We start from the raw sequence: 22,283 nt of genomic DNA, 5'->3' as shown, positions 1-22,283 counted from the left end.
TTTTTTTTGGTTAATAATGTTTTACTCGTCGATGTCGCCTCCTGTAAATTCGTCAATATCTCCGCCTGTATCGTTTACTTCCGTTTGGTCTCCTGCTAATAAGCTGTCATCGTTTAAATCTTGCTCTGTGCATGATGTGAATACTGCTACTAATAATGCTAATAAGAATGTGATTTTTAATGCTTTCATTTTATATATGTTTTTAATGTGATTTTTTTATTTGTTAATAATGTTTTACTCGTCGATGTCGCCTCCAGTGAATTCATCAATATCTCCGCCTGTATCGTTTACTTCCGTTTGGTCTCCTGCTAATAAGCTGTCATCGTTTAAATCTTGCTCTGTGCATGATGTGAATACTGTTACTAATAATGCTAATAAGAATGTAATTTTTAATGCTTTCATTTTATATATGTTTTTAAGGTGAATTTTTATTGTTAATAACGTTCTACTCGTCGATGTCGCCTCCTGTAAATTCATCAATATCTCCGCCTGTATCGTTTACTTCCGTTTGGTCTCCTGCTAATAAGCTGTCATCGTTTAAATCTTGCTCTGTGCATGATGTGAATACGGTTACTAATAATGCTAATAAGAATGTGATTTTTAATGCTTTCATTTTCTTCGTGTTTTTGAGGTTATTTTAAATTTTGGCAAATGGAATTCTGGCCCTATAATTTGTACGAATTAAAGGGTAAAAAACTGGTAATTATCTTAAGATCAGTGAAACAAAAGTACAGAAGAAAACTTTTAAATTTTTAGTAAAAAAAGGATTTCCCGTAAAAAACACGCAAAAAAAGGCTTAACCTTACTGAAAAAATAAGGTTATTCTTGCGCAAAATGCATTACATCGATAATCGGCCGCGACGAAGACCTAAAAAAAATTGAAATTGAAAGTAAAACTCTACAGAAAAAGCTAAAATTAGCTATAAAGTTGATTTATTTTTAACAATACTCGTCTTTACAATCTTAGTTTTTACATCTGCACTGGCAGGTAAATTTTGCATTCGAGCAATTAACATTTGCGCAGCACTTACTCCAATCTCTTTTGCGTGCTGACGAATAGTTGTTAATTTGGGGATGGTGTGGTTAGAATCCGATTTACTTGCAAAAGCAATTACCGAAAATTCTTTTGGTACTTTTAAACCTAGATTTATTGCTGTATTTAGTGCAATAACTCCAGACGAACTATCGGCTGCTATAACAGCATCAACCGTTCTATTCTTTTTTAGGAAAGATTTTATTTTTTTCTGATGATCGTCTTTTTTCCTTTTTATCTTTAAAACTAATGGCTCTTGTACGCCATGTTCTAAAATAGCCTTATTGTAGCCACGCTCACGTAACTTACCCACACTAAGGTCGTTAATATTACTAATAAAGACAATGTTTTTTCTTTTTTCTTTTAATAAACTCTTAGTTGCATTGTACATCGCATCAAAGTCATCAACTATAACCTTGTCGCACATGACATCGTGAGCAACGCGATCGAACATAACAATTGGTAAGCCCTGACTAATGGTTTTTTTAAAGTGTTCAATTTCATTATTAATTTGTGTTTCTTCAGCAACCGATAAAATAAAACCATCTACACTCCCATTGGCAAGTAATTGTAAACTTTGTTTTTCTTTCTCTAGCGATTCATTTGATATACACGTAATGATATTGTAACCATGTTTTGCGGCTTCAGTTTCGATACCAAAAAGGACTTTGGCCAAAATTCTGTTTAAAATGTTTGGGATAATAACACCTATAGTTTTGGTTTTATTATTTTTTAAACTTAATGCTACTTTGTTCGGTTTGTAATTGTACAGTTCTGCAAGTTCTTTTACACGTCTCACAGTATCCTCTCCAATTTCTTCGCTATTATTTAAAGCTTTTGAAACTGTAGAAATTGAAACGCCTAATTCTTTCGCTAATTGTTTTAATGTAACCATACAAGTTTTGAGATATAAAGAAGTGCAATTTACAAAAATACTATTTTCAAATTACCTTACTAAAAATAAGTTATAATTATTTTATACCAGCAGTTCTTATTGTTTAAATTATATTTTTTCAATTTACCGATATTCTGAGTAATTATTAAAAATAGAGATCCTTTTGTAATTTTTTCTTAAACAGCATTTACTTTTATTAAATAAGTATAATTTTGTTGCAAACAATATAGCCAACTCAAACTAATCCAATTAAAATGAAAACAAAAATTTCAATTGTATTTTCTTTTCTATTTTTCTCAACCCAACTCATTTTCAGTCAAATAAACGGAAAAATCATTGACAAAGATATTAACGCACCTTTAGAGTATGCTACAGCGGCACTTTACAAAATAAACACAGAACTTGTGACAGGTGTTGTAACTAACACAGAAGGTGAGTTTTCATTAGAAAACATAAAACCCGGAAACTATTATTTAGAAGCTTCTTTTATGGGATACACATCTTATAAATCGGCAACTATTTCGGTTAACAAAAAGGGACAAGCTATTAACTTAGGTGTTATAAAATTAACTTTAGGCAGTCAGCTAAACGAAGTATTGCTTAAAGCAGAACGCTCTGCCGTAGTACACAAAATTGACCGCCAAGTATTCGACACAAAAAAATATCAAAATGCCGAAGGTGGAAATGCTGTAGATGTTATAAAAAACTTACCATCGGTAACTGTAGATGGCCAAGGAGAAATTAGTGTTCGTGGCAGCAAAGGTTTTACAGTTTTAGTAAACGGAAAACCAACACAAGGCGACGCCGCTTCTATTTTAGCTCAATTACCTGCAAATGCTTTAGAAACCGTGGAACTAATTACAGCGCCATCTGCAAAGTACGATCCAGAAGGTAAAGGTGGGATTTTAAATATTAAAACAAAAAAAGGAGCTACTAACGGTACCTTTGCTCAAATAAATGCTCGAGGTGGCTTTCCGTCAATCGAACCTTACGATACTAAAGTTCCTGCAAAACGTTACGGCCTTGATGCTACTGTAAATAAACGTAGCGACAAATGGAACCTCTCTCTTGGTGCCAGTTACCAACGTAATGATAAAACAGGCCGAAGAGAAGGCGATATGTTTATTGTAAACCAAGCTGAAGATAAAACAACCGTTTTACCTTCGGATGGTGAACGTAGTTTTGACGACATTAGCTATAACGGACGTTTTAACGTCGATTTCACACCAAACCCGAACGATGAGTTCTCACTAGGTTTTTTCGCCGGAAAACATACTAAAGAAAGGTTAGCAGATATTGTTTATTACGATAATCATGCGGTATCTCCAATTGGAACAGAAAATAGATTGTACTCCTTTGAATATTACAACCACAATTTAAGAATTAGAAAAGGAGATTTTGCCTTAGGAAGTTTTGATTACGCGCATAAGTTTAACGATAAATCTAAACTTTCGACTTCTTTTTTATATGAATACACTTTTTTAGGAGGTCCAACAGTTAATGATAATTTAGGCCACCCGGATAACTCGATTATCTATCAACAAGAATACAACACCAATGATAATCCGCTTTACGGAACCCGTTTTAACTTAGATTATACTTGGAAACCGTTTTCTTTCGGAACTATAGAAACGGGCTATCAATACAGAGACATCGATCACAAAGGAGAATTTGTTTATGAGCGTGATGGTAATTTAGTACCAGAATTCTCTAGTGATATTCAATTAAAACGTGCCATCCATTCGGGTTATGCGCAATTAACAGGTAAAAAAGATAAATGGGATTATGCTGCTGGTGTTCGCTTAGAGTCTATGGATAGAACCTATACTGAAGCTTTAAAAAGCGAAACCACAACCAATTTATACGAGTATGATTTTGTGAAATTATTCCCTTCAGCTTCTGTACAATTTGCTGCAAACGATAAAACAAATATTAAAGCCGCCTACAGTAAACGTGTTGAACGCACCACCACTTTAAAAATGAATAGTTTTGCCGAGCGCGAACATTCTGAAGTTTTTGAGCAAGGTGATAATACACTATTACCAGAATTTATAGATTTAGTTGAATTGGGTATTACTAAAAAATTAAAAGGCGGAAACTCGGTATACGCAACGGCTTATTTTAGACATACCGACAATGTAATAAACCGAGTAAACACACTAGCATACGAAACAAATGGCGCCGTAATCGACAGTGTTATAAACCGTGTATATTCTAACGTTGGAAAAAGTAACGCAATCGGTTTAGAGTTTGGAGCAACCATTAAACCAACTAAAAACTGGAGTAATGTTTTTGGTGCCAATGTGTACAATTATGCTATTGATGGCGTTTTAAATTTTAACCATAGAGATGGTGTTTCTCGTAGTTATGATATCGATACAGAATCTACAATATATTCTTTCAACCTAAATTCTACTTACTCGTTTTGGGAAAACGCATCACTTCAATTTACATTCAATTATCTATCTGCTAGAAACACAGCTATGGGAGAAGATTCTCGTTTTTACTCACCTAATTTAGCCTTTAGAAAAACGTTTCTCGATAATCGTTTAACTGCAACGCTACAGTGGCAAAACATAGATATGGGTCTATTAAATACAAACGAGCAACGTATTACAACCTCTAGACCAAACCAATTTTACACCACAACTAATTATGTTTACGAAGTAGATATGATATCTCTAAACCTATCATACACATTTAATACGGTAAAAAATAAATCTAAATTTATTGATAGTGAGTTTGGTAAAAAAGAGTTTTAATACCCTTTAATAAATTACATATGAGATCCTGTAAGACCATTAAGTTTTGCAGGATTTTTTATTTTAATATTTAACTAACATCGCTCTCAGTTCTAGTTTGTATTTTTGTTTTTTTTAAAAAAATTATATGAATTTATCTGAAGTTAAACTTGTTGTCACTGATATGGATGGCACTCTATTAAACAACAATAGTGAAGTAAGCGATCGTTTTTTTAATCAATTTGAAGAATTAAAGAAACGAAACATTCATTTTGTTGCTGCAAGCGGAAGGCAATATCAAAGTATTACACAAAAACTTGACACCATTAAAAGTGATATTTCGATAATTGCTGAAAATGGCGGATTAATGCAACATAACAACGAAACTAATGTTTTATTGAAATTAACTCCAGAAGATGTTTTAAAATCTATTGAAATTCTTCGAGAAGTTCCGGGGTGCTATATTGTTTTATGCGGAAGAAAAGCGGCTTATATTGAAACGAACGATTCTAAATTTATTTCAAAATTCAATGAGTATTACGCAGCTTATAAAATTGTTGACGACCTAACTAAAGTAACCAACGATGATTTTATGAAAATAGCTGTTTATCATTTTGAATCTTCCGAAGCTAATATTCTGCCTCATATTTCAAACATTGAAAAAGACTATCAAGTCACGGTTTCTGGTTTAAACTGGCTAGATATTTCTCATAAAGACGCGAACAAAGGCTACGCATTAAGCATGCTTCAAAAGGAAATGGGAATTCATAAAAATGAAACTATGGTTTTTGGAGATTATAACAACGATTTACAAATGCTAGAATTAGCTCATTTTAGCTACGCCATGAAAAATGCCCACCCAAACGTAAAAAAAGTAGCCAATTTTGAAACTAAAAGCAATATGGAACAAGGTGTAGAAAGTGTTTTAGAAACCTTAATACAGAGCGTTAAAATAGATTAGATATTACGAAACTCAAACATCTTAACTTATGCTGAGGTTTTCACTATGAGGCATAAAAAAAAGCCTTTGATTTTTCATCTAAGAAAAAGAAAGGCTTTTTAATTTTTAAAGCGGTATTCCGCTTATTTTCTAACAGCTTCAATAATAGCTAATGCATTTTTTACATCTTGCTCTAATTTAGCGTAATCTTTATTCGCTATAATATCTTTAGAAATTAATTGAGATCCCATTCCAACGCAAGTTACACCTGCATCGAACCATCCCGATAAATTTTCTTTAGTTGGCGAAACACCACCAGTTGGCATAATGCTTGTCCAAGGTTGTGGTCCTTTAATTCCTTTTACAAATTTTGGCCCGTATAAATCACCAGGGAAAAGTTTCACGATTTCGCAACCTAACTCTTCAGCTCTTGCAATTTCAGTTAAACTTCCGCATCCAGGAGACCATAAAACTTTTTTACGGTTACATGCAATTGCAATATCTTCTCTTAAAACAGGAGTTACAATAAAGTTTGCTCCTAAAGCCATATAAAGAGATGCTGCAGCACCATCGGTAACAGAGCCTACACCCATAATCATACCTGGTAATTCTGCAATAGCATACTTAGTTAATTCTCCAAAAACTTCGTGAGCGAAATCGCCACGAGCTGTAAATTCCATTAACCTTGCACCACCATCGTAACACGCTTTTAGTACTTTTTTACTTAGTTCAATATCGTTATTGAAAAATAAAGGAATCATTCCTGTATCTTTCATGGCTTGAGCCACTTCTAATCTTGAAAATTGTGCCATTTTTTTATATTTATTCGTTAAGTTAAATAAGCTGTTAAGCTGTTGACTCGCAAATAACAACTCAACAGCTTAACAAATAAACTTATATATTATCTTGCAACACGTCCTGAAGCATCTCCACCCATAAGTTTTTCAACTTCGGCAACAGTTACTAAGTTCGCATCACCTTTAATAGTGTGTTTTAAACAAGATGCAGCAACTGCAAAGTCTAATGCATTTTGATCATCTTCTGGGTATTTTAATAATCCGTAGATTAAACCTCCCATGAACGAATCTCCACCACCTACTCTATCTACGATATCAGTTATTTGGTATTGACGTGTTTGTAACATTTGTTTTCCATCATATAAAACACCTGCCCATGTGTTATGAGATGCAGAGATAGAACCTCTTAATGTTGTAATTACTTTTTTAGCTCTTGGGAATTTCTCCGTCATTTGCTTACAAACTGATAAAAAAGCTTCAGCTTTAACATCATGTCCTGCTGTTTGAACAGCTGCTCCATCTGGTTTAATACCAAAATGCATTTCTGCATCTTCTTCGTTTCCTAAAACGATATCACAGTAAGATGTTAACTCAGTCATTACAGCTTCTCTATGAGCATCATCACAGTAGTTCCATAATTTAGCACGGTAGTTTAAATCTGTAGAAATAGTAATTCCTTTTGCACTAGCAGCTTTTACAGCTTCTAAACATACATCTGCAGAACCTTGAGAAATTGCAGGTGTAATTCCTGTCCAATGGAACCATTCGCATCCTTCAAAAACATCATCCCAGTTAATCATTCCCGATTCAATTTCAGCAATTGCAGAGTGTGCACGATCATAAACCACTTTAGATCCTCTTGATACAGCACCAGTTTCTAAAAAGTAAATACCTAAACGATCTCCACCGTAAACAATTTTGTCTACACCAACACCTCTTTTACGCATTTCCATCATAGCACATTCGCCAATATCATTCTTTGGTAAACGTGTTACAAAATCAACATCTACACCGTAGTTTGCTAAAGAAACTGCTACGTTAGATTCTCCTCCACCATAAACAGCGTCGAAATTATTTGCTTGTGAAAATCTTAAAAATCCTTGAGGAGCTAATCTTAACATGATTTCTCCGAATGTTACTACTTTACCCATTTTTTTAAATACTTATTTGTTTTTATTAAAGCTGCTTAAACGTTTAACCAAAAAAATTAAAAATAAATCAAAACCTTATATTTTAAATACCGTGCTTTGATTCTAAATACTAACTCTGTATATTTGCTTAAACGTTTAAGCAAATATATAAAAAATTTCATTGTGAAAAAGAAAACAACCATAAAAGATATTGCAAACGTTTTAAATATATCTGCTGCCGCAGTTTCAAAAGCACTTCACGACGACTCTAGAATTAGTGATAAAACAAAAAAAGCGGTAAAACAAGTTGCGAAAAACTTAAACTACCAGCCTAACCATTTAGCGAGTGCTTTAAGAAGCGGCAAAAGTAATCTGGTTGGTGTTATTGTACCGCGTACAAATAGCAACTTTTTTTCTTCGGTAATCCAGAATATGGAAGAGGTTTTAAACAAAGCGGGCTACAACATTATTATAACACAATCTAATGAGTCTTACAAAAAAGAATGCGCTAATATTGACACCTTATTGTTTACACAAGTAGACGGCATTATAGCCTCGATGGCCAATGAAACTGTAGACTTAAGTTATTATGAGAAAGTTAAATCTAAAGGTATTCCTTTAATTCTATTTGATCGTGGTGAAAACGATTTAAATGTAGATTATATAGGAATTAACGATTACAATAGCAGCCACATGATTGTAGAACATTTAGTAAAACAAGGCTGTAAACGCATTGCCCATATTGGAGGTTTTAAGAGAACCCGGATTTTTAACAATAGAATTCGCGGTTATGTTGATGCTTTAGAAAAATACAATTTACCACAAGATCCAGAACTATTAATTGAGAGTAGCTTAACTACTGAAGATGGTAGAGAAAAGATGATCGAACTATTGGCCTTAAAAAATAGACCAGATGCTGTGTATGTGGCTGGAGATTATGCTGCCTTAGGTGCTTTTCAAGTTTTAAATGAACAAAACATTAGAATGCCTGAAGATATTGCCTTAGTTGGTTTTGGAAATGAAGCTTTTACAGCTATGGTTTCTCCAACAATTACTAGTATTGAACAACACAGCTCCGAAATAGGTCAGCAAGCCGCTAAAACGTTTTTAAAGCACGTTAAAAAAGAATCATTTACTCAAACACTAAACAAGATTATTTTAAACGCGGAACTGATTATTAGAGACTCTTCTAAAAAACAATAAAGCGCCTTTGTAGTTAAACAAAGACGCTTTATAATTTTGACTAAATCTGTAATTACTTAGATACCTAAAGCTTGTCCTCCACCAATTTGGATAGTTTCAGCTGTAATGAAAGAAGCATCTTTACTAGCTAAGAAAGAAACAACACCAGCAACTTCTTCTGGCTCACCTAATCTACCTAATAAAACACTGTTTGCCCAAGAAGCAAAAACTTCTGGTTTAGTAGCTTTAATTTGTGCATGGAAAGGCGTATCGATAGTACCAGGAGATACTGCATTTACTCTAATTCCATATTCAGCTAAATCTTTAGCTAAAGCTCTAGTGATAGATTGTACTCCACCTTTAGATACTGAATAGATTCCAGCTCCAGGTCCTGCACCATTCCATGCTGCATTAGAAGTATAGTTAATTATGCTAGGGTTTTCACTTTTCTTAAGGAAAGGAATTGCTGCTCTTGATGCAAAGAATACTGAATCTAGGTTTAAAGCCATAACAAATCTGTATTGTTCAGTTGTCATTTCTTCAAATCTAGCTCTAACACCAATACCACCCGTGTTGTTTACAAGAACATCAATTTTCCCGTATTTTTCACCAATTTTAGTAATGTTTTCAGTTACTGCTTCGTCTTTTGTCATATCAAATCCGAAATATTCAGCAGTAATTCCTTCAGCAGTAAGTTCTTCTATACGTTTTGCACCTACTTCATCTTCAATACCGTTTAATACTACAGTATATCCGTCTTTCCCTAACCTTTTTGCTACTTCGAAACCAATACCACCTGTAGCTCCTGTTATTACTGCTACTTTTACTTTTGAATTACTCATATCGTTTAATTTTAATATTTAATATACTTGTTTGATGTTAATTTATTTTTTCTACTTGTTCTATCTTTCTTATTAAGATAAATATGGACAATACTGCCATTGGAGCTAAAACCGCAATTACAACGAAGGCTGGTGTATATGAAACCTCGGCTATCAATGGAATTAAAGTATTCATGATAATTACTGAAAATGCGGCTACCGTACCTGCTAAACCAGCTAATGTACCAACCGATGGTCCTCTTAATAAATCACTAGATATTGTTTGGATATTCCCGATTGCAAATTGGAATCCGAAAAGCACAACACTAACGATATAAATAAAAGTCATTGGGTTTTTCTCGGTTACTAAGAAAATAATACCTAATAAGCCTAAGAAAATTAATGAACATCCAATTGTAATTGTAATTTTTCTAGCGGCATCAACGGTTTTAGTTTCCATTAATTTACCAGAGTACCAACCACCAATTAGACTACCTGCCATTCCACCTAAGTAAGAAATCCATATTGTTGATCCAATTTCAGCAATACTAAATCCAAATTTAGAGTGTAAGTATAAAGGCATCCAGCCGACAAACAACCACCAAATTGGTTCTATAAAAAATCGAGATGCTAGTACACCCCAAGATTCTTTGTAACTTAATATTTGAAGAACACTTAATCCTTTTTCTTTCTCTTTTTTCACTTCTACAGAAGCAATAGCTTCTGTTCTACTATTCATAATCAAGTTTCTCTCTTCATCTGTAATCCAAGGATGCGTTTCTGGAGTTGTTTTATTAATAAACAACCATGGAATTACCCATAATAAACCAATTGCACCAATGATGATAAATGTTGTTCTCCAACCAAAATGACCATATAAATAAGCAATTAACACTGGAGCAATAACACTCCCTAAAGAGGCTCCTGCATTAAAAATACCCTGCGCAATAGCGCGCTGTTTCACAGGAAACCACTCCCCATTACTCTTTACGGCTCCTGGCCAGTTACCTGCTTCACCTAAGCCTAAAAGAGCTCTAAACAATGTTAAAGACACCAAACCTCTTGCAAATGCATGAAATATAGAAGCTACAGACCATACTACTATAGATACTGTAAACCCCATTCGTGTACCAATGATATCATATAACTTACCCGATAAAAACTTACCTAAAGCATAAGTTATCATGAACACATTAAGCATAATAGCATAATCTGATTCGTCCATGCCCAAATCCTTTCCCATTTCTGGCCACATTACACCAAAAGCGGTTCTATCAATATAATTAATAACTGTAGCAAGACAGATTAATGATATTATCCACCAACGTAAACCTTTTACTTTCATAAGTTTATTATAATTAAGTTTAATTTAAATATTCGCTTATCCACGAACACGTTATTTTTCAAATGAGATTCAATTTATTCAACCTTATAACAATATTGATATAGAATTTTAAAATGATCTTTCATTTTTTGCTTGGCTAATACAGGATCTTGCTTTTTTATGGCATCGTAAATATCATTATGCTCTTGAATTCCAACAACTGCCTGATCGATATTACAAACATGATATTTACCGAAATCGATAATTATTTGCGGCGTAATAGTTAACATAAACATGTTTATGGTACTATTTCCGCTTGCCTTTGCGATTGCTAAATGAAAAAGTAAATCTTCTTGCACAGCATCTTCACCAGACAAGGCTTTTTCTTTATAAGCATCTAAAGCCTCCTTTATATTTTCTAAATCTTCTTCTGTTCTTCTTAAAGACGCTAGCCTTACTGTTTTTAACTCCAACAAAATTCTTGTTTCTACTAACGATTTAAAATCTGAAGATTCTAATCTTAAAATATCATCAATCATTCCATTCATTGCAATTACACCAATGTTTGCCACAAAAGTTCCGCTTTGAGGAATAGATTTTAATAAGCCATAGAATTCTAATTTCTGAATAGCATCACGAACATTAGAGCGTGTTACTTCAAACTTTTCAGATAAGGTTCGCTCTGCAGGTAATTTATCTCCAGGCTCCAAATTTTTATAATTGATAAGATCTCGAATTTTACCAATTATATCGTTTTGCACTCTCTGACTCTCGCTTATTGTAACTACTTCTAACTTCATATGTTTTTCAATTTAATGACTACCAACTGGTTAACACTTGTTTATAATTAACCAAATAAAGGTGCTAAACTTAAACAAAACAGTTAAGTTATTAATCCTGTTTTATCTAGTATCTTTTTTCTAATCTCATCAAAATAGATTCCTTCTTCTTATTTTTTAATGAGTTACTTCTAACTCGTAATATTTAATTTTAGAATAAGAGCCTTCATCTCTTGATTGAAAATAATTTCCGGCCTTAAAATAGTTTTCGAAAACACCCCATTTTCTCATATGAATACCTTCGTAAACCTTATACTCATTATTGTTTAGCACAATAACCATTTTACCTTCGGATACTTTAACCTCTAAAGTGAACTTTCTAAAACCGACTTCTTGTTCAAAATTGAATCCATCATCATCATCCCAAGCGTCTTCATGCAATAAAGCTTCACCAGTTGCACTTAAATCTTTAAGTACTTTAGTTTTTACTCTAATTTTACCTTTATCCCAATATATTTTCAAAATTGGAGGTGCATTATTATCTTTTTGGCCAATTAAATCTCTTTGTTCATTTGTTAAACGTCCATGGATTTGCATGATAATAGTTCTATGATATTTCCCTTCTGAATCTTTGGTGGTTTCTCCCATGGCAAGTTTCCCTTTCATGTTAGCTCCGTCTGCAAAGGTCCAGTTTGTGTTATTATCACCAGGAACCATTTGCTCTCTTAATTCAGACCTTGTGTACTTTGTATTTGCCGTTGTGGCATTACTAGGAAAAGAATAAAACACTAATGCTCCACTGGTAGAATCGTTGTACATATAAGGTATTAATCTCTCATCTGTAGCGTAATTCAAAATTTCAGGTGGCTCAATATTCATTGCTCTTCCTTTTTTATTTAGCTCTGGGGTAGTAACACTCCAATGACTTAAATCAATATTTGGAAGCTTTATCTTTTTCTTTTTTTTCTTCTTCTTCTTTTTATTTTCAACTTTAATATCCGAATCTGAAACGTTGCTTTTCTGTGCATGACAAGCAACGTTTCCAGATAGAATTATTGATAATAATAGTACTAATAGTTCTTTTCGGATGTTTTTCATTTTATACTGAATTATTCTGCTGGATAAACTTTAACGTTATCAATATATAATTCGTCATTTGTAATACCGTACATTAATATTGCAATTTCACCAGATGCGTTTGAAGAAAACACTTGTTTCACAACTTCAAAGTTACCTTTACCATTAGCTTTACTTCCTTCAAGAGTTACTAATGGCGTACTAGAAGCCGCATCTGCCGCGTCATCATACCAACCGTCTACAATTGAAATAACAGCTCTATCTCCACCTTCAATGTCATCTTTATCAGTTTTGATAGCATATTCATATTCTAAAATATAATTAGTATTAGGCGTTACCACTATTGCTTGGTAACCATATCGTGTGCTACTGCTTAATGAAGGTCCTGCAGATGTAGAACCGGTATATTTCGCTCCAGGTGTTTTACTTGATCCTGAATCAGACCCATCATAATTAAGAGGTGACCCATCAGAACTTGCGTTGAACGCATTTGTTGAACAATCTGTACAACCTGAAGGTTTCCATCCACTTGTTCCACTTTCAAAATCACCATTAACAATCTCTGGATTAATAGCCGGAGGCGTTTCTGGTTCAACAACCTCAACATCTAATGAAAACGTACTTGATTTACCAAGCTTATCTGTAGCTGTTAACGTTACAGTATAGGTTCCTTCATCTGGAAAAGTATTAAGACCATCTACATCTGTAGATGAGTTTCCATCTCCATAATCCCACACATATGTTGTAGCACTTGATGATGTATTCGAAAAATCATATGTCAAAAAATCTGACGATACTGTAGCTGAGAAACTTGCCGATGGTGGTGTCTCATCCTCCTTAGAATTAGCTTCTGGTAAATCAAATTCCAAAGCACTAATAGAAGGGTCGCACGATGTAAATGAAACACATACCATAAGTATTAATGCACTTATAGACCTTCCAAATACCTGTTTTTTTAAATTAATAATTGTTTTCATATCTTTTAATTTTAAATAATTAATTTATCCTAATTGTAACCTGGGTTTTGATTCATAACACCTTGACTTAAGTTTATTTCATTCTGAGGAATCGGCAATAACAAATCCGTAGAAGTAAAGGTAAAGCCATTAGCAGTAGCAAACGCAGAAAGTATAGATTGCGCTTCATTGAAACGAATTAAGTCGAATAATCTTTGATTCTCAAAAGCTAACTCCACACGTCTTTCAGCCAATAATTCTAGCTTAGTTAATGTTGAAGGTCTATCTGTAAATCCAGCTCTTTCTCTTACTTCCATATAAGAATCTATAGCGTTACCATTTGTTGTTTCTGTACCTCCGGCTAAAATAGCCTCTGTATGCATTAACAAAACATCAGCATAACGCAAAACAATCCAATCATTACCTGCAAGTTGTGGTAAACCTGTAAAAGTTTGCCCATCACTACCTCCCGATTCTCCGTCAGGAAAGTATTTTGCTACTTGATATCTAATTGTTCCTCCAAAAAGTGTAAGAGGATCTTCTCTATAAGAGTTTTGTGTTCTTGTACCTCCTCGAGCATCTATTGCCGCTACAACATCTGTAGTAGCATAATTAACACCACTTGTATGTCCTTGAGCATTCATCCATTCTGCAGAAAATATTTGACTATTATCTTGTATACCACTATTGTACCCTATTGCAAAAATAACCTCGTCATTCAATTCAGAATAAAATACATCTGCAAAATCTTCTAACTTGTAATTACCACTATTAATAATTTCTTCACAAAGCAATTGTGCTTTTGTGTACGATTCTGATGTTCCTATAGTTAAGTGTACTTTCGCCAGTAACGCTTTTGCAGCATCTTTTGATGCTCTTGTTTTATAACCATGATCTGCAATACTAGCTGCTGCTGCTTCTAAATCAGAAACTATTAAATCATATATTAAATCAGTATCTACTCGAGTAAATTGTGTTTCAACTTCTGAAGGCGTAACAACACGATCAATTAAAGGTAAATCTCCAAATAATCGTACCAAATTAAAATAAGAATATGCTCTTAAAAACTTAGCCTCTCCTTCTATAGCTGCAGCTGCTTCAGCATCTTCAACAACATCTAAATTACTTAAGATAACATTAGCTCTATAAATAACCTCAAATGAACTTGTATAGTAATTTAATACAAAGTTATTTGTTGGAAGTACAGCAAAACTTTCCATTTGACCTGCATCTGATGCATCTTCTGAATCTGGACTTTTAGTACTTGTGTTATCCGAACGCATTTCTGTAACGTAAAACTCCCACTGCACACCATGGCTATCATCTTTACTGCTACTATTAACACCTTTTATTCCTGCGTAAACACCAATTAAACCATTCTCCAACTCATCTACATTTTTATAATAACTATCGGTAGTTATAGCAGAGTTTAATTCGGCATCTAAAAAATCACTACAAGAAACAGTGATACTCACCATCAATATTAAAGCGATATATTTAAAATATTTCATAATATTATTTATTAAACGTTAAAAATTTTATTAAAAATCTAAATTCAAACCAAGAGATATAGTCCTGTAAATTGGTGACCCACCTCTTTGGTAACCATATTGTGTAGGACTTGTTTTATCTACAGCCTCTGGATTCCATCCTGTGTAATTATCAGCGGTTTTATAAATTAGATTTTGACCAGTTGCATAAACCCTTAATCCTGAAATTTTAAGTCTTTCTAAAGCCGCGCTTGGGAAGTTATATCCAATATTCACGTTTCTTAAAGCGATGTAAGATGCATCTTGAACAATACTATTTGTAAAATATTTATCTACCAAGAACTCTTGATCTGGAGTATCAGCTAATATTGTTCTGTTGTTATTATTACTAAATAAGTAATGATCAGCAATGTTTCTTACTTCCGCTCCATGAGATCCTTGGAACATAAAAGAGAAGTCAAAATCTCCAATATTAAATTCATTCGTAAAACTCCAGATTAACTCTGGGTAAGGGTTTCCTAATTCTGTTTTGTCTTCTTCATCTAAAACACCGTCACCATTTAAATCTTTAACATATACTAAACCAGATTCAGCACCTACGTGTCTATATGGCCTATCTCTATATTCAACAGGAATTTCTTTATCTACAACATATCCGTAATATTGAGATATCGGTTGGCCTTCTAAGTTAATCCATTCAGCAGGTCTGCTTGGATCTAAACTTGTAATTTGACCATCTGAATCTGCAAAATCTACTAATTCATTTTTATTTGTAGTTGCTATAAGTGTAGAACTCCAACGGAACTTCTCTGAAGTAATATTTTTTGTTCTTAACTCTAGTTCCCATCCTTCATTCTTAACTTCTCCTAAGTTAACTAAAGCGCCTTCAAAACCTGTTGTTACAGAAATTGGGTTGTTAAGTAGTAATTGATCACTTGTTCTTTGGTACCAATCTACAGAACCCGTTATTCTATTATTTAAAAATCCAAAATCAATACCTGGATTAACCTCAACTAAACGTTCCCATTTTAATTCTGGATTTGCAATATTTACAGGAGAAAAACCTGCAGTAATAGTACCGTCCACAGAATAACTATTTCCTGATGCTCCTAATAGAGCTAAATGTGGATAATAATCAACTAGAATATTATCTGTATTTAATGTTGTAGAACTTCCGTTTGAATCTTGATCTACAGCTCCTGTATTTAACCTATCGTTTCCAGTAACACCATAACTTAATCTAAACTTAAGGTTACTTACCACATTACTCTCTAATAAGAAATCTTCTTTAGCAATATTCCAACCTACAGATGCAGCAGGGAAATTACCGTATTGAAAATCAGAACCAAAAATAGAACTACCATCACGTCTCATACTAACTGATGCTAAATATTTATTATCATAAGCATAAGTTAACCTTGACACATAAGAAATACCACGCTTTTGCCATTCAAAACCGTCAAATTCTGATATAGCTGTTGCATTAGTAATTTGTTGTACCTCATCATTAGTAAAACCTGTACCTTTAAATCCTGAATAGAAAAAGTTTCTACTCTCAATAGATACACCAGCAACAAGACCTAAATCATGCTTACCAAATGATTTATCATAATTGAAAAAGTTATCAAAAATAATGTAGTTTTCTTTTTGAGAAATCTCCTCCATATAAGCATCAGTAATATTTTCTCTAGCCTGAGTTCCCATATAATCTATACGTTTAGTATCATTATACGAAGCAGATAGTGAAGACTTGAAGTTCAAATCATCTGTTACCTTATATTGCCCATATAAGTTACCATACATTTGAAACTTTTTATCCGTTCTATTACGCTCAATAATTCTTGCATAAGGGTTCGCATTATTACTATTACCGATATTAGTAAGAATATCATTTATTTCACCATCTCCATCTAAATCAAATATGGTAAAATGATCTTGTCTGGCATAATCACCTACCTTTAAATCTGGATAAGCCCCATTTGGATCTACATATTGCAGTGATTGTTCTGTATGATAAATAGGTAACCAAGGTTGATGCCTTGCTACGTTATGAATGTTTTCTGAAAACCTTCTTCTGTTTGTAAAAGATGGACTTATAGTAGCTCCAACACTAAACTTATCATTTAATTTACTATCAACTTTTATTCTAGTACCAATTTTCTTGTAATTATCAACTAACATTACACCTTCATCTTCAGAGTAATTCATACTCACAGTAAATTTGGTGTTATCATTTCCTCCTCTTAACGATAAAGAGTGGTTTTTAATAACTCCAGATTCAAAGAACACATCTTGCCAAGAACGATCTGTTCCTATTTGCAATTGCGCTTGAGTATATTGAGATAACACACCATTTTCTTGCAACTGCATATCTGCCCATCCTTGTGTTGTAAAGCCGTAAGCATCACTTTTTCTAGCCGTTTTCATACCTGTAAACGTGCTATAATTAACTCTTGTTTTCCCTGCAACACCAGATTTCATGGTAATCATAATAATACCATTAGACCCCTTAGAACCATAAATAGAAGAAGAAGCCGCATCTTTTAATATTTCAAAAGACTCTACATCATTCATATTTAGCGACCCTAAAAAACTTGAGCTCACTATAATCCCATCAACAACTATTAACGGAGTAGAGTCACCAGCCATAGAACCAACACCTCTAATTGTGATAGTTGGCGCAGCACCGGCTTCACCATCCGTAGCTTGAATATTTACACCTGAAACCTGCCCGATTAAAGCATCATCAACCCTTGACACAGCAATTTGATCAAGACTTTCATTTACTACCTTAGATACAGCACCAGTTACGTGTGATTTTTTTTGAGTTCCATACCCAATAACTACAACCTCATCTAATTTCGCTAAATCTTCTTCTAGAGCTATATTTAGTATTGTTTGGTTTGTTATAATAATTGTTTGAGAAACAAATCCTACGTATGATACTTGAAGAACATCATTTTCTTTTACTTCTATTTGAAAAGCACCATCAAAATCGGTTGAAGCACCTTTTGATGTATTTTTAACAATAACATTTACTCCAGGAATTGGAATATTATCTGCTGCTGAGACGATGACACCTTTTAGCTGTCTGCTGCCTTGGGCAAATAAAGTAATATTGAATACCAACATTACTACTAAAATTAGTTTAGACTTTAAATTCATAATCAATTTAGTTTAATTTTTATTTGGTTTGGAATTTTTGCTCCAAAATTAATTGAACCCTATAATGCTCAAAAAACTCGATTATTTTAAGAGACATTTAACTCTTAAAGCAATCCTAAAAACAATATGAACTAACTATAATCTTAGTAATTTTGTAGAACACATGTTTTTATTACTGTAATGGCATGTTTTAATTTACTTCCCTCCTAAAAAAAGTAAATCAATTAAAAAAGGATGGGCGTGGACCCTTCCTTTTTTTTTGTTTGCTATATTATTAGAAAGCTATCATTTTAATATTTAGTATGAGATTTAACTTATTTTACTAAGCTCAAACAACTGGTTGACCAGATTGGTTTACCAAATATATACAAAATTTTGTTAATTCTAGCCTTTTGATATATTTTAACTAAAAAAAAGTTAAAATTATATCGAAGTAATTCTATAAAACCTAAAAAGATAAATTTAAAAGACTTTTGTTTTCAAACTTTTTAAACTTACCCTAATGGTTTTAAATTACCTAATTATGCTTTATCTCCAAAATAAGACACCTCGCCACCACTTAAGAAATCTTCTCTCACAGGACTAAATGTATCAATTAGCTCACCTGCTTCCAAACAAACAGCACTATGCATTAAATTAGGCTCAATATATACACCATCTCCAGCTTCTACAATTTGCTTTACTCCATCAATTTCAAATTCAAATTTACCCGAAGCACAAAAAGTAGCTTGCGTATGAAAATGTTGATGTGGAGAACCTAATGCCCCCTTCTCAAATTTCACTCTTACCATCATAATTTGATTATCGTAACCTAAGAATTTTCTTGATACTCCTCCACCAAGTTCTTCCCATTGCATGTCTTTTGTAATGACGTACTTTTCACTAAATCGCTTCATTTTTTTTTGTTTTTTATAATTTATTTAATCGCACTAAAACAAGAACATATCAAAATATAATTCTTGTTGTTTATTATTATTTTAATTCTTTCAAGGTAAAAGCTCCTGTCCATGAAACAACTTCACCTTCAATAGTTACTTTATGGTCCGAACCTGCTTTATTATCCAAGTTAGAGATTACAAATAGCTTTGTTTTATTATTATCTGTTTCAACCTTTACAGCCGTGTATTCCGCAACATCATGAACAACTTCAACATGCTTTACATGGCTATATGCATTTTCGGCAAACTCAGACCTAGCAGTATATGTTCCATGAGATTCTACAACCGATGCAAAAACAGTATTTTTAGTGTTTGTTTTACGAAGAATAAAAGCAGGTTCATTACGTAAATTATAATCTGGATCGTTAGCACCTATTTTTGCTAATATCATTTTATCACCTTTAGCAGTTGCAGATGTTATAGAATAAAATTTACCATTCGATAACCAGGTTAATTTAGCATTATCCCCAAAAGAAACACCTTCAGCCTCTTTATACAAATGTTGGTAACCGTTATCCTTACCAAAAACCGTTGGGGTATTTAACTTATTATATTCAAAATTGGTTTGCATTAATTGTCCTAAATAGTAAAATGGAAAATCGTATTTATTAGATGTATTAGATACTACTTTCATGAAGTCTAAAAGGTACGGCTTAGCATAACTTTCATCATTTATAAACACCACTGTACGTTGCATTTCTGTACCAGGGTATGCATTGCTTTCTTTAGCACTTGCAACTTGTAGGTTTTTATTAGAAACATCAAACACATACTTATTTGAATGATGTATACTTCCAATTTCATATTTACCCATAAAATGAGACGTTTCATTTTGAACCAACGTATTATGAGCTATGGACTGCTTAGCCCATGTTTTATTTTCTTTTAAGTAGTTTCCGCCACCTTTTTGTTCAATATTTACATAACGCGCTAAACCATAATCCTGAAGCACCTCATCACCATCTTCATAAAGCGAGTATGATAATTTATCGTAATGCCCATGGCTTAACCCTTGTGCTGCATATTTAAAAACAAGTTCTAAATCTTCGCTTCTTAATATACCAACAGCACCCTCATCTCCGTTTTGCCCATCACTTAGTTCAATAGATTTTTTATCAAAAGACTTACCTAAACCTTCTTTAATACCTAAAGCAATACTTAAACCCGTATCATCTAAAACAACACGATCTTGCTTTTCAGCAATACTTAACAATTCTGGATTTTTACCTCCAAAATGATAAGCGATATCCACAGCAGTTACCACAGCACTCGTATAATAACTCATTCCTTTTTGCCCATCGTTTAGTGGAAAAAAGTCACCATCTGCATCACTCAAATTAATAAGCGCATCGACTGCTTTAATTAGTACACCATTTTTATATTCAAAAATATTTAACTCAGGTTTTACATTCTGAAGCGCTTCAGCAAATATTAAAAAAGGGTACATAGCATAACGTTGGTAGTATGGTCCTTCGGTATAATATCCATCTGGAGAAAATGGCTCATCTAAATTACCATAGAATCCTAATTTCTGTCCTTCTACTTTTATAAATCCACCATCATTATCTTTCATTCCAACTTTTAAATTGTCGGTTTTTAAACCATTTAAAGCATCTTCTAATAAAGCATCATTATCCATAACCAAGGCTATCATCCCAACAGCAACATTACCCCATGTACTATGGTTGTGCACACGATTAAAAAACTGTGGATTTCCTTCGGAAATAAACTTTGCGAAAGGAATAAACAAATTATTTTCTAAAACATCACGATCTTCTGGGCTCAACCAATCATAAACACAGTCGTAAGCTTGCGCCGAATAGACCAACCAGTTAGCATCGTTTAAGCATTGCCAAAACAACTTCCCTCTTGCATAAGACCGAGTTTGTGGATGCACTGGCAATGTTGGATACAGCTTAGCATAAGCCATTAACATATCTTTTACGTACGTAGCATATTTTTCATCGTCTAAAATTTGATACAAAACCCCTGCCTTTTGCATCATATAGAAGTTCTGCTTATGACGTTGGTGCGTATATCCTCCAGAAAAATCTTTAGGAACTGGAACTAGGATTCCAACCTCAATTTCTGCGTCGACCTCAGCTTTCGTTTCAGCCAAACTCTTATCAAAAATTGGAATATTCCCTAAATTTGCACGTATATCCCTTACTCCTTTTTTGGTTAAAACCAAACTTGGATGTCCACTTTCCGCTTCAGTAGTAGCGACTTCTACACTAGTATCCGAGACTTGCTCTTTACAAGAAAAAACTAACATTAAAACAAGCATGATACTGAGCAAATTGACTCCTAAATTCTTCATATTTTTTTGGAAATAGTTTAATTGGTTTACCAAATTGGTTTACCAAATATAAGTATAATTATCACTTGCACAAAAGATTGCCTAACAAAATCTAGATTTTAACAAACCCCAAAGACCCATTTGCTCAAAAAAAGCACACACATATAAAACTAAGGAACAATAAGTTAAACAAAAAAAACACTCAACAAAAACACATAAACCCCTATCCTAATTAAACCTAAATTATATAATCTCTATTTCAAGCAATAAAATCACAACATACAATCTAAAAACAACTTATTCGATAATAATTTTTTATATATATTTTCTTACCTTAGTTGCATATCATTTTCAATATGCAAAACAACAACTCCAGCTAACTACTAAACTCTTAAAACTAAGAACTATCTAAAACAAGTAACGTTTTATTAAAAACCAACATCTACCTCAATGAGACAATAAACTAACCAACAAAACCAATAAACTAAACACGCAAATCAAGATAACGACAAAGGCTTTTATTTAATCAAAAAACCAAAAAAGACTACGTAATTATTTCAATTTCATAAAAAATTAACACATATTTTATCATGTACACAAAACCTTCAAATCCCACGAGTAATCTAGCTTTCTTAACAATTTCGTAACATTCGACATGTAAAACAAAACCAACCACTCTTGTTTTTATGAAATATTTAACTATATTTGGTAAACCA

At 33.2% G+C, this 22,283-nt stretch carries 18 protein-coding genes; 3 read left to right on the top strand and 15 right to left on the bottom strand.

The annotated features are described in order from the left end of the window. Positions 1 to 21: 21 nt before the first annotated feature. From DFQ06_RS19440 to DFQ06_RS12600, 4 genes are all read right to left on the bottom strand, one after another. Positions 22 to 189, bottom strand: a complete 168-nt coding sequence (locus tag DFQ06_RS19440) for a hypothetical protein (protein WP_159019091.1) — start codon at positions 187 to 189, stop codon at positions 22 to 24. Positions 190 to 234: 45 nt separating this feature from the next. Next, complete coding sequence (locus DFQ06_RS19435) at positions 235 to 402, bottom strand: hypothetical protein (RefSeq protein WP_159019090.1); 168 nt, start codon at positions 400 to 402, stop codon at positions 235 to 237. A gap of 43 nt (positions 403 to 445) precedes the next feature. Then, positions 446 to 613, bottom strand: a complete 168-nt coding sequence (locus DFQ06_RS19430; RefSeq protein WP_159019090.1) for a hypothetical protein — start codon at positions 611 to 613, stop codon at positions 446 to 448. A 307-nt stretch (positions 614 to 920) separates the two neighbouring features. Then, the gene (locus tag DFQ06_RS12600; protein ID WP_042504740.1) at positions 921 to 1,928 is read right to left on the bottom strand and encodes a LacI family DNA-binding transcriptional regulator; all 1,008 of its coding nucleotides are present in this window, start codon (positions 1,926 to 1,928) and stop codon (positions 921 to 923) included. Between the two features lie 254 nt (positions 1,929 to 2,182). Here DFQ06_RS12600 and DFQ06_RS12595 point away from each other — a divergent pair, with 254 nt between their 5' ends. Next, entirely contained in the window at positions 2,183 to 4,690 is a 2,508-nt protein-coding gene (locus DFQ06_RS12595; RefSeq protein ID WP_133967979.1) for a TonB-dependent receptor, read from the top strand. 127 nt (positions 4,691 to 4,817) lie between these two features. Next, a complete protein-coding gene (locus tag DFQ06_RS12590; RefSeq protein WP_042504738.1) occupies positions 4,818 to 5,630 on the top strand; it encodes an HAD family hydrolase in 813 nt (270 codons plus the stop codon). Between the two features lie 122 nt (positions 5,631 to 5,752). Here DFQ06_RS12590 and DFQ06_RS12585 read toward each other — a convergent pair whose 3' ends face one another. Then, entirely contained in the window at positions 5,753 to 6,421 is a 669-nt protein-coding gene (locus DFQ06_RS12585) for a bifunctional 4-hydroxy-2-oxoglutarate aldolase/2-dehydro-3-deoxy-phosphogluconate aldolase (RefSeq protein WP_074937202.1), read from the bottom strand. A gap of 89 nt (positions 6,422 to 6,510) precedes the next feature. Further along, the gene (locus DFQ06_RS12580) at positions 6,511 to 7,557 is read right to left on the bottom strand and encodes a sugar kinase (RefSeq protein WP_042504737.1); all 1,047 of its coding nucleotides are present in this window, start codon (positions 7,555 to 7,557) and stop codon (positions 6,511 to 6,513) included. Between the two features lie 159 nt (positions 7,558 to 7,716). Here DFQ06_RS12580 and DFQ06_RS12575 point away from each other — a divergent pair, with 159 nt between their 5' ends. Further along, positions 7,717 to 8,739: a LacI family DNA-binding transcriptional regulator gene (locus DFQ06_RS12575; RefSeq protein ID WP_133968050.1), complete on the top strand. Its 1,023-nt coding sequence runs from the start codon at positions 7,717 to 7,719 to the stop codon at positions 8,737 to 8,739. A gap of 56 nt (positions 8,740 to 8,795) precedes the next feature. On the opposite strand, the gene DFQ06_RS12570 is transcribed toward DFQ06_RS12575, so the two are convergent. From DFQ06_RS12570 to DFQ06_RS12530, 9 genes are all read right to left on the bottom strand, one after another. Next, positions 8,796 to 9,560 carry an SDR family NAD(P)-dependent oxidoreductase gene (locus DFQ06_RS12570; RefSeq protein WP_042497532.1) on the bottom strand — a complete coding sequence of 255 codons (765 nt, stop codon included), beginning with the start codon at positions 9,558 to 9,560 and terminating at the stop codon, positions 8,796 to 8,798. A gap of 37 nt (positions 9,561 to 9,597) precedes the next feature. After that, complete coding sequence (locus tag DFQ06_RS12565) at positions 9,598 to 10,884, bottom strand: MFS transporter (RefSeq protein WP_074937205.1); 1,287 nt, start codon at positions 10,882 to 10,884, stop codon at positions 9,598 to 9,600. 74 nt (positions 10,885 to 10,958) lie between these two features. Next, a complete protein-coding gene (locus DFQ06_RS12560; RefSeq protein WP_042497536.1) occupies positions 10,959 to 11,663 on the bottom strand; it encodes a FadR/GntR family transcriptional regulator in 705 nt (234 codons plus the stop codon). 156 nt (positions 11,664 to 11,819) lie between these two features. Next, positions 11,820 to 12,740 (bottom strand): polysaccharide lyase family 7 protein, encoded by a 921-nt coding sequence (locus DFQ06_RS12555; RefSeq protein ID WP_042504736.1) that lies wholly within the window; start codon positions 12,738 to 12,740, stop codon positions 11,820 to 11,822. An 11-nt stretch (positions 12,741 to 12,751) separates the two neighbouring features. Next, a complete protein-coding gene (locus DFQ06_RS12550) occupies positions 12,752 to 13,696 on the bottom strand; it encodes a PKD domain-containing protein (protein WP_235833531.1) in 945 nt (314 codons plus the stop codon). Positions 13,697 to 13,725: 29 nt separating this feature from the next. Continuing rightward, positions 13,726 to 15,186: a RagB/SusD family nutrient uptake outer membrane protein gene (locus tag DFQ06_RS12545; protein ID WP_133967977.1), complete on the bottom strand. Its 1,461-nt coding sequence runs from the start codon at positions 15,184 to 15,186 to the stop codon at positions 13,726 to 13,728. A 30-nt stretch (positions 15,187 to 15,216) separates the two neighbouring features. After that, a complete protein-coding gene (locus DFQ06_RS12540) occupies positions 15,217 to 18,330 on the bottom strand; it encodes a SusC/RagA family TonB-linked outer membrane protein (protein ID WP_133967975.1) in 3,114 nt (1,037 codons plus the stop codon). Positions 18,331 to 18,851: 521 nt separating this feature from the next. Beyond that, entirely contained in the window at positions 18,852 to 19,226 is a 375-nt protein-coding gene (locus tag DFQ06_RS12535) for a cupin domain-containing protein (protein WP_042497547.1), read from the bottom strand. A gap of 76 nt (positions 19,227 to 19,302) precedes the next feature. Continuing rightward, on the bottom strand, positions 19,303 to 21,588 hold the full coding sequence (locus tag DFQ06_RS12530) for an alginate lyase family protein (RefSeq protein ID WP_083415743.1): 2,286 nt from the start codon (positions 21,586 to 21,588) through the stop codon (positions 19,303 to 19,305). Between the last annotated feature and the right edge of the window lie 695 nt (positions 21,589 to 22,283).

The sequence above is a fragment of the Algibacter lectus genome (assembly GCF_004368925.1).
Taxonomy (GTDB): domain Bacteria; phylum Bacteroidota; class Bacteroidia; order Flavobacteriales; family Flavobacteriaceae; genus Algibacter; species Algibacter lectus.
This window is presented reverse-complemented; position numbering and strand designations above follow the sequence as displayed.